Here is a 12,732-nt window from a genome sequence, read left to right as displayed (position 1 = left end):
GACGAGCGGGGATGAGGTGAAGGGAAGACGATGGCCGTCCGGTACATCAACGTCAAATCGAATGTGGAGATGTTCTCCCCGGTGGTGCGCGCCACCGGGAACGTCGCCGTCATCGGGACCGCCGCGTCGGGGACCGACGGCAAGGTGGTGCCGGTGACCAGTCCGTCCGGGGCCGCCGCCGAGTTCGGCCCGGCGACGGTTCCCGACCCGGCGGACCCGACCAAGCAGAAGGCCAACTCCTCGCTGACCGCCGCGCTGGTCACGCTGTTCGGGCAGAGCCCGGGGCCGGCCCAGGTGTTCGGCGTGAAGGTGAACGGCGGCGCGACCGGGTCGGTCGCCGACCCGACCGCCGCGCTGACCGCGATCGAGGACCTGGACGTCCAGTTCGTGGTGCTGGCCGCGACCCCGCTCGACGCCAACTCCGGCGCGGCCAACGGGGCCGTCACCCGGCTCGCCGCGCACGTCACCGCCGTCTCCGACCACGGCGGCGAGGGCCGGGAGCGGATGGGCGTGGCCATGCTGGCCAAGGACTCGGCCGATCCGGCGCCGGTGGCCGGCACGCTGGCCAGCGACCGGATGATCTACATCGCGCACCGCAGCGACGAGGACGCCGCGGCGGCGGTGGCCGGCACCGTCGCCGGCTATCCGCCGCACGTCTCGGTGCTGCTCAAGCAGGTCATGATCAACAGCGCGCCGTTCAGCGTCGCCGACATCAACAAGATCAACCAGTCCGAGCAGTTCGGCGACCCGCCGAAGGGCAACGGGGTCAACTGGCTGGTCCACCCGGCGCTGCTGCCCGGCAGCGGCGTGTACCTCGGCGAGGGGTACACCGGGAACCCGGCCGGGATGAAGTTCGTCGACGTGCAGCGCACCGTGGACGACGTCTCCTTCAAGTTGAAGGCGCGGCTGATCCAGGCGGTCGGCAGCCTGCGGATCAGCCGCTCCGGGCTGCGCGCGCTGGTGGTGCAGCTGGAGGCGGTCCTCGACCCGCTGGTGCGCGGCGAGGTGATCGAGGGCTACGCGATCGACGTCCCGGTGCTCGACCTGCTCGACGCCGACCCGGCGGCGCTCACCCCCGCACAGCTGGCGGTCATCCAGAACGCCCAGACCCAGCGGCTCGCCGAGGTCCTGGTGTCGGTCGACTACGCCGGTGCGATCCACCGCATCGCACTGACCCTCAACTTCACCTAGGAGCGGGCATGCCCGACTGGAACACCCGGCTGGAGATCCGCCTCGGCAACTCCGTGGTCGCGCCGATCTCGCAGTTCACCCCGACCTTCAACGTGCCGCACACGGTCATCCACTCGATCGAGTCGGACAACCTGGGCTACGTGCGCCAGCCGCAGACCTTCACCTTCACCATGACCGTGCAGGCGATCGGCACCGCGGTCGCCGACCTGACCGAACTCGCCGTGAAGGGCAAGGAGTTCGAGATCACGGTGGCGGAGAAGAAGGGCACCGACTGGGCCTTCAAGGCACTCAAGTTCAGCCGCTGCGTGATCACCTCCGCCAACCCGAGCAACGTGGTGATCGACGGCGCCCCGAGCGCCAGCTTCACCTGCATGTCGCTGGCGCCCGGCGTCGAGTCGTGACGACGCCCGACCCGGGCGGCGGTGAACCCGAGGGCGGCGAGGGCCTGTTGGTGCTGCCGGCCTTCGAGGCCGGCGGCCGGGTCGAACGGACCGGGATCGCCCTGGTCCACGAGGGCGAGTACATCGTGCCCGCGCCCGGCAGCGAGGCGGTCCTGTCCTCCGCCGCCGGGCCGGGCGCGGCCCCCCGGGTGGTGTGGAACTTCCCGGTGGAGGTCGAGGTGGTCGGCGAGCTGACGGGCGCCCAGCTCGACGCGGTGGCGCGGTACGTGTTCGACGAGCTGGACGTGGCGCTGCGGCGGCAAGGGGGAGGGTGAGGGAGCGATGACGGAGGTCGAGGTGCGGGTGCCGATCCGGCTGCGGCTGGTCGGCACCCCGACGGCGGCGGACCTGGAGCGGCTGGAGGCGGCCGTGGCCCGGCTGGTCGCCCGCCGGTTGGCGCAGGCCGAACGCGCGCTCGCCCAGCACGGCCCGACCGGCCACCGGACGGGCGCCGTGCAGGCCCCGTCGGAGCGCTACGAGTCGGCCCTCGACCTCCCCTCCGGCGGCTACCGCCTGACGTCCTACCAGGGCCCGCCCCGTCAGGTCCGGCTCCCCGTCGCCCGCCCCGCCACCGGGCCGCAGGCGCAGCAGGCCGCGCTGCAGCGGATCGGCGAACTGCTCTCCCGCAACCTGACCGACTGGGCGATCACCGACGCCGAGGCCCGCGAGGCGCTGCGGGTGCTGCGCCGGCTCGCACCGGAGGACGTGGTCGCGGTGGTGCAGGCCCTGCGGTACAGCGGCAAGCTCGCGGTGCTCGGGGAGCAGCTGCCGTCCGACGCCGACGACGACCTGATCGACCTCCAGCAGAAGCTCGACCCCAACTCCGGCTGGCTGATGCCCGGTGACACGGTGCGGGTGGAGGTCCGGCTCGGCGGCAGGCGGCAGGACGACGTCTCCCGGGACTACCCGCTCACCGCCGCCGGGCTGACGCTCCCGATGCTGGAACGGCCGCTGCCCGTCACCGGCCTGCTGCCGGCGGAGCTGCCGGACCGGATCGTCCGCGCCTACCTGGACGGGCTGATCTACCGGGACCCCGCGGTCCGGGTGGCGGTGGTGGTCCGCGGGCCGCGCTGGGCCCCGCGGCAGGGTCCCACCCGCGGGCTGCTGTGGTACGACTCGCACCCGGTGCGCCGCAGCGCCGCGGACCAGGCCCAGTTCGACAAGCGGCGCGAACTCTTCGGCTACCTCACGGGCGTCCGGCTGGACGACGAGCTCGCCCAGGGTGCCTTCGTGCGGTACCACGCCTGGATCGAGAAGCACTACGGCACACCGGAGTTCCTCCGGCAGACCGGCCCGGACCTGTGGTCCGCCGCGCTGAAGGAGACCGCCACCCCGGCCGCGCCCTCGGTCCGGACCCGGTTCCTGGAGCTGGCCGCGGTGATGCAGCGCACCTCGCGCTCGCTCCCGGCGACCGAGCAGGCCGCGGTGACCGCCGCGCTCGGCGACTACCTGTCCTGGCTGGACCGGCAGAGCGACGCCGACCTCGGCCGCCACGACCCGGGCGCGACCTGGGCCCGGCTGTACGTGCGGCAGCTCGGCACGAAGGTCCGCGAGGAGGTGGCGGACAAGCTGCGCAAGGCGCGGGAGACCGCCCTCGACAAGGCGGCGACGTGGGACCCGGACGGCGCCGGCCGCAAGCTCGACCAGGTGATCGCGTTCCTGGAGAAGCGGGTCTGGAAGGTCCGCGAGCCGTACACCGTGGAGGACCGCAAGAACCGGGTCGGCTGGCTGGTGTGGGAGTCGGAGCGGGAGAAGGCCGTCCGCGACCTGATCGCCCGTGAGTTCCTGCACGAGGAGATCGCCCGGATGCACGAGAAGTCCTTCACGGCGACCAGCGCCGAGGCGGACTTCCGGGACTTCCTCCGCGCCCACCCCGAGGAGTTCGACGCCTACCTGATCGCCCAGGCGTACCCGGAGGCCGAGCGCTACGACATCCCGCCCGAGGACATCCCGCTCTGGCAGACCGCGATCGAGACGGCGGTGAGCTTCATCCCGGTGGTCGGCTCGATCGTCGCGGCGGGCGAGGCGGCCTTCGGCTACGACCTGTTCGGCCACGAGCTGAGCACCACGGACCGGGCGATCCTCGGCGCCTCGGTGCTGCTGCCCGCCGCCGGGAAGGTGTTCAAGATGGGCCGGGCGGCGGTCACGGTGGAGACCATGGTCCGCGACTACCGGCTCTCCGCCCGCGAGGCCGACGCGACCTTCCGCGCCCTGTCCGGGCTCAAGCCCGGGTCGAACGGGCTGCGCGCGCTGGACGAGGCGGCCCGGGAGGTCAAGGCCGGGCGGTCGGTGCGGGACGCCGGAAAGCTGAACGAACTCAAGGAGTTGTTCACCACCATGGGCCTGACCGACCAGGCCACCGCCCGGGAGCTGCGGGCCGGGGCGGCGGAGAGCGTGCTGTCGGGCGAGGCCGGGCGGGCCGGTCAGAAGGCCGCCGACAAGTACTTCCTCGCCGAGGAGGTCGACCAGCTGGTCGCCGCCGTCGAGGAGCAGCGGGCCACCCGGCCGTCCGCCACCGGCGGCGCCCGGCCGACCGTCGACGAGGTCCGGGTGCCGGTCAACAAGCGCACCCGGCTCGACATCGAGAACCTGGTGCGCCGCACCGGCGAGACCCGGCGGCAGGCGCTGGAGCGGGCCCGCCGGGTGCTCGGGCAGCGGCTCGACCGCACCCCGCTCGGCCCGGTCTGGGAACGGGCCCGGGCCAAGGTGGTCGGCACCCGCTCGCTGGAGAACGCCACCCGGCAGGAGATGTTCGACCTGTACGGCAAGGTCCGCGACGAGTTCTGGATCCAGGCCAAGGCCGACACCGGGGCGACGACCTACCTGCGGGACGCCGGGTTCTCGTTCCCCGACAAGGGCCGCGCGCCGCTGATCGACGTGGCGGACGCGCCGCCCGGCCTCGGCCTGCCGCGGGCCGCCGACATCGGGGTGCAGGAGCGCCGGGTCAGCCTCGACCACAACCTGGAGAAGGCCCTCGGCGAGAACTACCGCAAGGCCATCGACGCCGACAACCTCACCTTCGAGATGCACAACCCGAACAGCAACCGGGAGACCGTGCAGGTCAAGTTCGGCCTGCGGGCCACCCCGGGAGTGACCGAGTGAGCGCCCCGCCCGCCCCGGTGACGGTCCGCTGGAACGGCGGCTGCCCGGAACCGACCCGCCGGGCCGTGGAGGCGGCCGTCACCGCGGGCGTCCGCCGCGCGCTGGCCGACCGGACCGCACCGCACTCCTCAACTGCCGCTCCTGGAGCGGCGGATGACGCACCGTGGGGTCCCGCCGCCGACGGCCGCTGGTGGACCATGCCCGGCTACGCGGACGGCAGCGGCGCCCCGGTGGCCGTCCCGGTCCGGCCCGCCGCCGGGCCCGGCGAGCAGCTGCCGCTCGGCGACGTGCTGAGCCGCGACCGGTTCCCGACCCTGCCGCTGATCAGACTGGCCGTCGACGAGTGGGTGCGCACCGGCACCGACCCGTACCTCACCTCGGCCTCGCTCGCCCGCGCCGTCCAGTGGGGCACGTACCTGTACGGCGCGCACGGGTTCGCCGTGCTGGAGCGCGGCGGCGGGGAGCACGCCGCCGACCGGTTCGTCATGGTGCCGCTCGACGAGCCGCTGCTGATGCGGCAGTTCGGCCGCGCCGCGCCGCCCGCCGCGCCCGCCGACGGCCTGCCGGGCGTGGAGGTCACCGAGCGCGGCAAGGTGCTGGTGCTCACCGACTACCGCGTGGTGGTGACCGTCACCGCGGACGGCCGCTGGGTCTTCGACCTGGACCGCGGCGTGCACTGGACGCCGGTCGCGGTCCGGCGCGAACTGGCCCGCACCCCAGCCGCCCAGCGGGTCGACCCGGCGGTCGCGGCCCGCGTCGCCGCCGGCCGGCTGGTCGCCGAGGGAGGCGGCGGCGCCGCCCAGCCCGGCCTGGACCAGGAGGCGATGCTCGAACACATCGTCACCATGGACCGGCACGTCTTCGCCTGGATGCCGCTGGAGCAGCGGGTCGGCTACCTGGTCGCGCTGTCCGACCTGCTGTGGCCGAACGAACGGCAGAAGAAGGCCGTGGTCGAGCTGCTGCTCTCCGGCCGCACCCAGACCGAGCTGGAGGCGATGGCCGCCCTGCTGCGCCAACGCGGCGCCTACGAGCGGCTGTTCACCACCCTGGACGGCTCGGTGGTGGAGTTCCTGACCGCCCTCGGCAAGCTCCGGCCCCACCGCCGGCTGAACACCGACTACCTGCTGACGCTGCTGGACGAGCTGGGCGTGCGGCCCCAGGACGGCACGGGTCAGGACCCGGACGCGCTGAACGTGCTCCGCAACGTCGCCAACGGGCTGAGCCTGTGGGTGCGTTCGACCGTCGACGCACTGGTCGACCTGTTCACCCACTCCCCCACCCAGCTGATCGAGGGCATCGCCCACCTGGTCGAGTTCAAACTGCTGGTCGAGCGGGCGCTCCTCGGCGACCCGAAGGCCGCGGCCGTCCTGCAGACGCTGTGCGAGCAGGCCGGGAAGGCGATCCTGGTCGCGCTGGCGGGGCTGGAGTACGCCGAACAGCTGGGCACCCCGTACGGCGGGCGCACCGGCGCGGTGCTCGGCGGTGCGGGCGGCGGCGCGCGGATCGGCGGCGACCTCGGCCGGACCCTGGAGACCGCGCTGGTGGTGGAGGTCCTCAGCTGGTTCGTCGGCCTCGGCGAGCTGAAGGAGGCGCTCGGCGGCGCCGAGCTGACCGAGCGGCTGGCGGCCCTGCTGCGGGTCCTCGGCTCGCTGCGGCGGCTCGGCAAGGCCTCCGAGGTGGCCGGCGAACTCAGCCGCCTGGACCGGATGGTGTCGGCGCTGGCCCGGCTCGCCGAGCTGCGCGACCTGGACGCGGCGGCGCAGGCGCTGCGCCTGCTGCCGCAGCAGCACCTCGCCGAACTGACCCGGCTCGCCGAGCGGTTGGACGTCCCGGCCGACGCCGCCCCGGCGGTGCTGCGCCGACTCGCCAGGAAGCACGACGCGCTGCCCGAGGTGGAACGGCTGGCCGACGCGCTGTCGCTGGCCCGGCGCTTCGAGCGGCAGGCGGAGGACATCGGCGGGGTCACCGAGGAGATGACCTCGGCGCTGGCCCGGCTGCTGGAGACCGGTTTCGACCGTCCGACCATGCGCACGCTGGTGGGCGGGGTGGCGCCGCGGTCCCTGGAGGCGTGGTCGCGCGCGGTGGGCCGGCTCGGCGCCGGCCGGCTCCGTCAGCTCGGGCCCGCGGCCCTGTCCGCCCTCGCCGAGCGGCCGCGCGCCCTGGCGCTGATCGCCGAGGCGGGCGGCGACGTCTACTTCGCGCTGTTGAACCGCGGCCACGACGCCGAAGCGGTCGAGGCCCTGCTGCGCGCGCTGGAGCTGCGGCGGGGCGAGCTGCCCGACCCCGCCGCCTACCAGCGGCTGCTCGACCGGCTCGCCGCCGGGGAGGCAGCCGCCTTCGAGGAGCTCGCGGGCCGGCTCCGGCAGGCCACAGAGGCCACCGTCGCCCGGCTGCGGGCGGGCGGGCGACGGCAGTTGCTCGCCGAGCTGAGCGAACTCGCCGAGGAGGCCGCCGACGCGCAGCGGACCGGCGACCACGCCATGGCCGCGACGCTGATCGCCGACCGCGAGCAACTCGCCGTGCGCCTGGACGAACTGACCGACCGGCAGCTCTCCGGCGCGGAGGAGATCGCCCGGCGGGCCCGCGAGGTCTACGACTGGCGCGAGGTCTGGCGGTTCCCCGCCGCCGGCCGGACCGACCTGCTGGACGTGGTCGGCGACCTGACCGAGCGGCTGGGAAGCCGGCAGCTCGACGGCCTGGAGCACCCGCTGGCGAAGCTCCTCGTGGAGCGGGGCACCGAGAACCTCTTCCAGGGCACCATGGGCGAGCTCCTCGCCGGGCGGTCGCTGGTGCGGGACTTCGGCGCGACCGCGCTGGAGTTCCAGCGGCCGCGTCCCGGCCGGGTGGTGGACATCATCGCCGAGCTGCCCGGCGGCCGGGTCAGCGTCGAGGTCAAGACCAACCTGACCGGACCGGCCCGGTTCCTCCGCGAGCAGCTGGTCAACGACCTCGTCACCCACGCCCCGAGCCGTTACACCGACCTGCTCTACCTGTACCACCCGGACTCCGTCGGGGAGTTGCCCGCCGTGGGGGAACAAATGATCAAACTCTTCGACGACCCCGAGGTGCTCCGGGCGCTCACCGCCGCCGGGCACGATCCGGCGGCGGCCAGAGCCGCCTTCCGCACCTGGCTGAAGGCCGGGAACCCGCGCGTCTACCTGCGCTGACCGGCCGCCGTCCACCAGATCCGTCCACCCGCCAGCCGCATACGTCCACGAGCGAGGGAGCGCAGATGGCCGACCGGAACACCCCGGTGCTGATCGGCACCGTGCCGCTGCTGTACGTGCAGAGCCTCAGCATCAGCGAGGGTTACCAGATCGAGCGGATCTCCGGCAGCCGCTTCTCGCAGGCCACCGCGCCGACCACCAAGACCATCGCGATCGAGGCCCTGCTGCCCGGCCCCGACCGGCTGCTGGTGAAGAAGGAGCTGGAGGCGCTGGCCCTGGTCTCCCGGGTGCTGGTGGCCGCCGCCGCGCCGCTGCTGGCGAGCACCGGCATCCCGGTGGTGTGCGGACTGACCGTCAGCCTGGACATGCAGATCACCGACCTGCGCTTCAGCCAGTCCGCGGGCCGCCGGGAGGCACTGGACGTCAGCCTGACGCTGCGTCACGTCCCGCGCTCCGCCGTCAGCGCGGCGCTCGGCGAGGCCGCCGACCTCGCCCTGGCCGCGGGTACCGCGCTCGCCGGCGCCACCCCGCCCGCCGCCCCGGTGCCGCGCACCGCGTCCGTCCCGCTGGCCGGGTAAGCGCCGTGACCACACCGCCCGCCGTGGACCTCTCGCGGTACCTGCTGCTGCCGGCCGACGCCGACGAGGGCTTCCCGCAGGCCTTCCGGCTCGCCCTCGGCGCCAACGTCTACACCGTCGCGCTCACCGTCACCGTGGTCGACGAGGAACGGCTGGCCGGCGGCCGGCCGCTGGTGCTGCCGGAGCCGGGCGCGTTCATGGTGGCCACCGTGACCCGCGAGACGCCCGGCCCGGCCCGGGTGGTGCTGCGCCGCAAGCTGGTGCCCGGCGTGGAGCTGACGGGCAGTGAACTCGCGCTGCTGCCGGTGGCGTTGACGGTCGACCCGCGCAACCTCGGCGCGGCCGGCGCGTACGGGTCCGAGGTCCGGGCGGGGGTGGCGCTGCGATGGGCTTCGTGATCTGGTTCCAACTGCAGGTGGACCGGGCCGGGCCGGGCGGGCTGGTGCCGCTGCGGGTGTCCAACGACGTGTTCGCCGGCGAGTACGTGCTCGACGCCGACATCCGGATCGACCTGCTCTCCGGGGCCGCCGCCTCGACCTTCACCGCCAAGCTGACCAACCTGCCGGCCGACGTGGTCGAGACGCTCAAGACCCGGCACGCGGAGGCCCTGGCCGGGCACGATCCGGTGGAAGTCACCCTCGGCCTCGGCTACTTCGACGACCCCGCCGGCCGCAGCGCCCCGGTGCTGCGCGGCGTCCTGACCGGCATCCGCACCAGCGTCACCGACGCCGGCGACCTGCTGACCGAGCTGCGCGGCATGGAGAGCGCGGGGTACCGGCTGGCGTTCACCACCGTCCGGGCCGCGCAGCCCGGCGACCAGCCGCTGACCGCCGCCGTACGGGCGCTCGCCGCCGCGGCGAGCAAGGACCCGATCACCGTCACCGCCTCGGCCGACGGGCTGCCGACCGCCAGGAACTTCAGCCAGCGGGCCGGTGACTGCCTGTCGGCGCTCGACCAGATCGCCAAGGCCGCCAAGGCGCCGCTGGTGATCGGCGACGGGGTGATCCGGATGGGCGCGGCGGTCGACGCGGGCGCGCCGCTGCGGTTCACCGCGGACGACCACATCGTCAGCCTGGAGCACGTCCAGGAGGACCCGGAGGACCTGGTCCCGGCCGGGGCCGGCGGGGACGGCGACGCCGACGGGCTCGCCGCGGCCGCGGGCGCGGCGGCGGCGGCCGCGGCGCCGCTCGGCGGCGGGAAGCCGGGCGGCGCGCGGACCAGCGCCCGGCTGACCGTGCTCGGCGACCCGGCGGTCCGGCCCGGGCGGCGCGCCGTGCTGGAGACCGCCGACCCGCGCGACGCCCTGCCCGGGCCGCTGCGGATCGACCGGGTCCGGCACCTCTTCGACAGCCGTCGCGGCTACACCTGCGAGGTGGTGCTGGTGGTCGCCGCACCCGGCGAGCGGGCGGTGTGCAGCACCGGCGCGGACGGCGTCCGCCAGCGCATGCGCGACCTGGTCGAGCAGGTCGGCGCCGACCACCCGGCGATCGACGTCGGCGAGGTGGCGACGTACGCGGACGGCCGGACCAGCCGTCACCTGGCGGACCTGCACTACGGCCAGTCGCCGGCCGCCGAGGTGGTCGCGCCGAGCGTCGAGAGCGCCGTCGACCGCCAACCGCTGCTGCACGAGCGGCCGATCGCCTCTCCGTTCGCCTTCCACCGCTGCGGGCTGATGGTCCCGGTGCTGCCCGGCATGCGGGCCGTGCTGGCGCACAACCGGGGCCTGGTCAACGACGCGGTGGTGACCGGCTTCCTGTGGCCCGAGCAGCCCGCGTACGCGCCGCCGCGCAACCGCCCCGGCGACTGGTGGCTGTGCCTGCCGACCAAGCTCGACGGCAAGGGCCTGCCGACCGGAAAGGGCGTCAACGACCTGACCGACGCGGCCGGCCGGCGGGTGCTGCAGGCCAGGGGGCTGCGGATCAGCGTCGGCGACAAGCTGCTCCCCGAGGTCGGCGAGCGCCCCGAGCTGCCCGACGAACTGACCGGGCAGCTGCTGGTCGAGCACGACAGCGGCACCACCGTCACCGTCGACGCCAAGGGCGCGGTGACCGTCGACACCGGCGGCAAGGCGATCACGCTCAAGTCCGGCGGCGCGTCGATCACCCTCGCCGACGGGAAGATCACGATCAGCGGTTCGTCCGTGGAGGTGGGCTGATGCCGGCCGTCCTGAACGCCGACGCGTCGATCGGCTGCGGCCACGGCGGGACGGTGCAGATCACCCCCGGGCAGCGGACGTTCAAGGCCGGCGGCGCGCCGGTGCTGGCCGTCGGCGACCTCGACGGCAGGCCGATCGCCGGCTGCACCCAGGTCACGTCCGGCACCACGGTGCAGTGCAGCGCCGTCGTCTCGGTGGCCGGCGGCGCCGCGGCGACGCTCACGGCCGGCGGCCGGCCCGCCCTGCTGGAGACGGTCAGCGGCCTCACCAACGGCGCTCCGCCCGGCGTGCTGACCGTGCTGACACCCGGTCAGACCACCCTGCGGGCCCGCTGAACCCGACCGACCCACCCCGAGCTGGAGGAGCACATGGCGAGCACGACGAGCCTCGGCCACGGCCTGGAGCTGCGCGACGGCGACCTGGCCGTCGAGGACGGCCGGCTGACCGAGTTGGCCGGGCTGCCCAACCTGGTGCAGGCCCTGGTCCTGCGCGTCCTGACCCCGCTGGGCAGCGACCGGTTCGCCACCGACTACGGCCTGGACGTCACCGAGGTGTTCACCCGAGCCGTCACCGCCCGGCAGGCCCAGGACCTGCTGCGGCTCAGCCTGGTCCGCACCCTCGGCGGCGACGCCCGGGTACGCGAGATCCGCGACATCGAGGTGCTCGACCCGCCGGGCGGCTCACGCCGCCTGTGGCAGGTCCGGGTGACCCTGCTCGCGGTGGACGGCGCCGAACACACCGTGCCGGTGGAGGTGGCGCTCTGATGGCCGACTACGGGATCACCGAACGCGGCTTCGTCCGCAAGGAGTTCCACACCCTGCGCGACGAGGCCAGGGACCGGGCGAAGGCCGCGTTCGGCCCGGACACCGACCTGACCGACACCAGCGCGCTGATGAAGGTCCTCCAGGTCACCGCCGCCGAGGACGCCCGGCTGTGGCGACGGCTGGAGGACCTCTACTACGCGGGCTTCCTGTCCACCGCGCTCGGCGACGACCTCGACCTGCTGGGCGAGGACCTCGGGGTGCGGCGGCCGAACCTGGCCTCCGCCGGCGAGGTCACCCTGACCGTCCACAACCCGCTGCCCGACCGGGTGTACGTGCTGCCCGAGGGCACCGTACTGGTCACCGCCGCCCCGGTGACCGCCTTCCACACCACCGCCACCGTCCGGCTCAGCGCCGCCGCGGACACCGCGACGGTCGGCGCCCGGGCCTTCGTCGCCGGACCGGGCGGCGACGTGACGGCCCGTCAGATCGTCGCGATCGACCCGGACTACCAGGCGCACTACCTCAACGTCGCCCCGCCGACCACCTTCACGGTGACCAACCCGCGCGCCTTCACCGGCGGCGCCGCGCAGGAGGACGACGAGACCTACCGCAGCGGGCTGCTCGGCCGCTCCCGCACCATGTGGACGCCGGCCGCGGTCCGCGAGGCGGTGCTGTCCGTGCCCGGTGTGACGGACGTGCTGCTCTCCGATCCGCTCGGCGGGGTCGACGTCTCGCAGAGCTACTTCGGCGTCTTCCCCTTCGACCAGCGGCTGTTCAGCGACGAGCGGCGGATCGGCGAACCGTACTTCTTCAGCGTGGTGGTCGCCCACGAGTTCGCCCGGCCCTGGCGCACCGAGGGGCCGGTCAGCGGCCTGTTCGAGCAGGTCACCGCGGCGATCGACCGGGTCCGACCGGTCGGCATCCACCCGCAGGTCGTCGAGGCCGACCACATCGAGGTCGGCCTGCGGGCCCGCCTGATCACCCAACCCGGCTACGACGCGCAGGTGTTGGTCGGTGCGCTGACCGAACGGCTGGCCGCCGACATCGGCGGCCTCGCGCTCGGCGGCGACGTCCGCTACAGCCAGGTCATGCGCGCCCTGGTCGAACAGCCGGGCGTCAGCGACGTCCAGGACCTCCGCCTGCGCCGCTGCCCCCCGGTCTTCGGCCGCATCACCCTCGGCGGCGTCCCCTTCGCCACCGACCAGGTGGAAGCCGCCCCCGGCGAGAACCTCGTCATGGGCCCCACCGAGATCGCCGTCTTCACCATCGACTCGGCCCTCCTCGACCTGGAGGTGATGCCCCGATGACACGCCCCCCGGGCCCCGGCCGCTTCCG

The 12,732-nt window shown here is 74.3% G+C and carries 11 protein-coding genes; all 11 read left to right on the top strand.

Annotation, left to right across the window (positions count from 1 at the left end; translation table 11 throughout):
- Positions 1 to 30 precede the first annotated feature (30 nt).
- The 11 genes from AB0K51_RS19960 (at position 31) to AB0K51_RS19910 (ending at position 12,704) form a co-directional block, all read left to right on the top strand.
- On the top strand, positions 31 to 1,191 hold the full coding sequence (locus AB0K51_RS19960; RefSeq protein ID WP_363456970.1) for a hypothetical protein: 1,161 nt from the start codon (positions 31 to 33) through the stop codon (positions 1,189 to 1,191).
- 8 nt (positions 1,192 to 1,199) lie between these two features.
- Positions 1,200 to 1,592, top strand: coding sequence for a hypothetical protein (locus AB0K51_RS19955; RefSeq protein ID WP_363456968.1), 393 nt, complete (start codon positions 1,200 to 1,202; stop codon positions 1,590 to 1,592).
- Positions 1,589 to 1,906, top strand: a complete 318-nt coding sequence (locus tag AB0K51_RS19950) for a hypothetical protein (protein WP_363456965.1) — start codon at positions 1,589 to 1,591, stop codon at positions 1,904 to 1,906. The genes AB0K51_RS19955 and AB0K51_RS19950 overlap by 4 nt, the downstream gene beginning before the upstream one ends.
- Positions 1,907 to 1,913: 7 nt before the next feature.
- Complete coding sequence (locus AB0K51_RS19945) at positions 1,914 to 4,733, top strand: pre-toxin TG domain-containing protein (RefSeq protein WP_363456962.1); 2,820 nt, start codon at positions 1,914 to 1,916, stop codon at positions 4,731 to 4,733.
- On the top strand, positions 4,730 to 7,900 hold the full coding sequence (locus AB0K51_RS19940; protein WP_363456959.1) for a hypothetical protein: 3,171 nt from the start codon (positions 4,730 to 4,732) through the stop codon (positions 7,898 to 7,900). Before AB0K51_RS19945 ends, AB0K51_RS19940 begins: the two co-directional genes overlap by 4 nt.
- Before the next feature lie 65 nt (positions 7,901 to 7,965).
- Positions 7,966 to 8,478, top strand: coding sequence for a hypothetical protein (locus AB0K51_RS19935; RefSeq protein WP_363456957.1), 513 nt, complete (start codon positions 7,966 to 7,968; stop codon positions 8,476 to 8,478).
- Positions 8,479 to 8,483: 5 nt separating this feature from the next.
- Entirely contained in the window at positions 8,484 to 8,876 is a 393-nt protein-coding gene (locus AB0K51_RS19930; protein ID WP_363456954.1) for a hypothetical protein, read from the top strand.
- Positions 8,864 to 10,633 carry a hypothetical protein gene (locus AB0K51_RS19925; protein WP_363456951.1) on the top strand — a complete coding sequence of 590 codons (1,770 nt, stop codon included), beginning with the start codon at positions 8,864 to 8,866 and terminating at the stop codon, positions 10,631 to 10,633. The genes AB0K51_RS19930 and AB0K51_RS19925 overlap by 13 nt, the downstream gene beginning before the upstream one ends.
- Complete coding sequence (locus AB0K51_RS19920) at positions 10,633 to 10,968, top strand: hypothetical protein (protein ID WP_363456948.1); 336 nt, start codon at positions 10,633 to 10,635, stop codon at positions 10,966 to 10,968. Before AB0K51_RS19925 ends, AB0K51_RS19920 begins: the two co-directional genes overlap by 1 nt.
- 33 nt (positions 10,969 to 11,001) lie before the next feature.
- Positions 11,002 to 11,397, top strand: a complete 396-nt coding sequence (locus AB0K51_RS19915; RefSeq protein ID WP_363456947.1) for a hypothetical protein — start codon at positions 11,002 to 11,004, stop codon at positions 11,395 to 11,397.
- Positions 11,397 to 12,704: a baseplate J/gp47 family protein gene (locus AB0K51_RS19910; RefSeq protein ID WP_363456945.1), complete on the top strand. Its 1,308-nt coding sequence runs from the start codon at positions 11,397 to 11,399 to the stop codon at positions 12,702 to 12,704. The genes AB0K51_RS19915 and AB0K51_RS19910 overlap by 1 nt, the downstream gene beginning before the upstream one ends.
- The last annotated feature ends 28 nt before the right edge of the window (positions 12,705 to 12,732 follow it).

The sequence above is a fragment of the Kitasatospora sp. NPDC049285 genome (genome assembly GCF_040678815.1).
GTDB lineage: Bacteria > Actinomycetota > Actinomycetes > Streptomycetales > Streptomycetaceae > Kitasatospora.
The sequence above is the reverse complement of the archived record's forward strand: the minus strand, read 5'-3'. Positions and strand labels throughout refer to the sequence as shown.

What these genes read in the sequence shown, in the direction of transcription:
- AB0K51_RS19960 (WP_363456970.1), top strand. Translation starts at nt 31, where the DNA reads ATGGCCGTCCGGTACATCAACGTCAAATCGAATGTGGAGATGTTCTCC.
- AB0K51_RS19955 (WP_363456968.1), top strand. Translation starts at nt 1,200, where the DNA reads ATGCCCGACTGGAACACCCGGCTGGAGATCCGCCTCGGCAACTCCGTG.
- AB0K51_RS19945 (WP_363456962.1), top strand. Translation starts at nt 1,914, where the DNA reads ATGACGGAGGTCGAGGTGCGGGTGCCGATCCGGCTGCGGCTGGTCGGC.
- AB0K51_RS19935 (WP_363456957.1), top strand. Translation starts at nt 7,966, where the DNA reads ATGGCCGACCGGAACACCCCGGTGCTGATCGGCACCGTGCCGCTGCTG.
- AB0K51_RS19925 (WP_363456951.1), top strand. Translation starts at nt 8,864, where the DNA reads ATGGGCTTCGTGATCTGGTTCCAACTGCAGGTGGACCGGGCCGGGCCG.
- AB0K51_RS19920 (WP_363456948.1), top strand. Translation starts at nt 10,633, where the DNA reads ATGCCGGCCGTCCTGAACGCCGACGCGTCGATCGGCTGCGGCCACGGC.
- AB0K51_RS19915 (WP_363456947.1), top strand. Translation starts at nt 11,002, where the DNA reads ATGGCGAGCACGACGAGCCTCGGCCACGGCCTGGAGCTGCGCGACGGC.
- AB0K51_RS19910 (WP_363456945.1), top strand. Translation starts at nt 11,397, where the DNA reads ATGGCCGACTACGGGATCACCGAACGCGGCTTCGTCCGCAAGGAGTTC.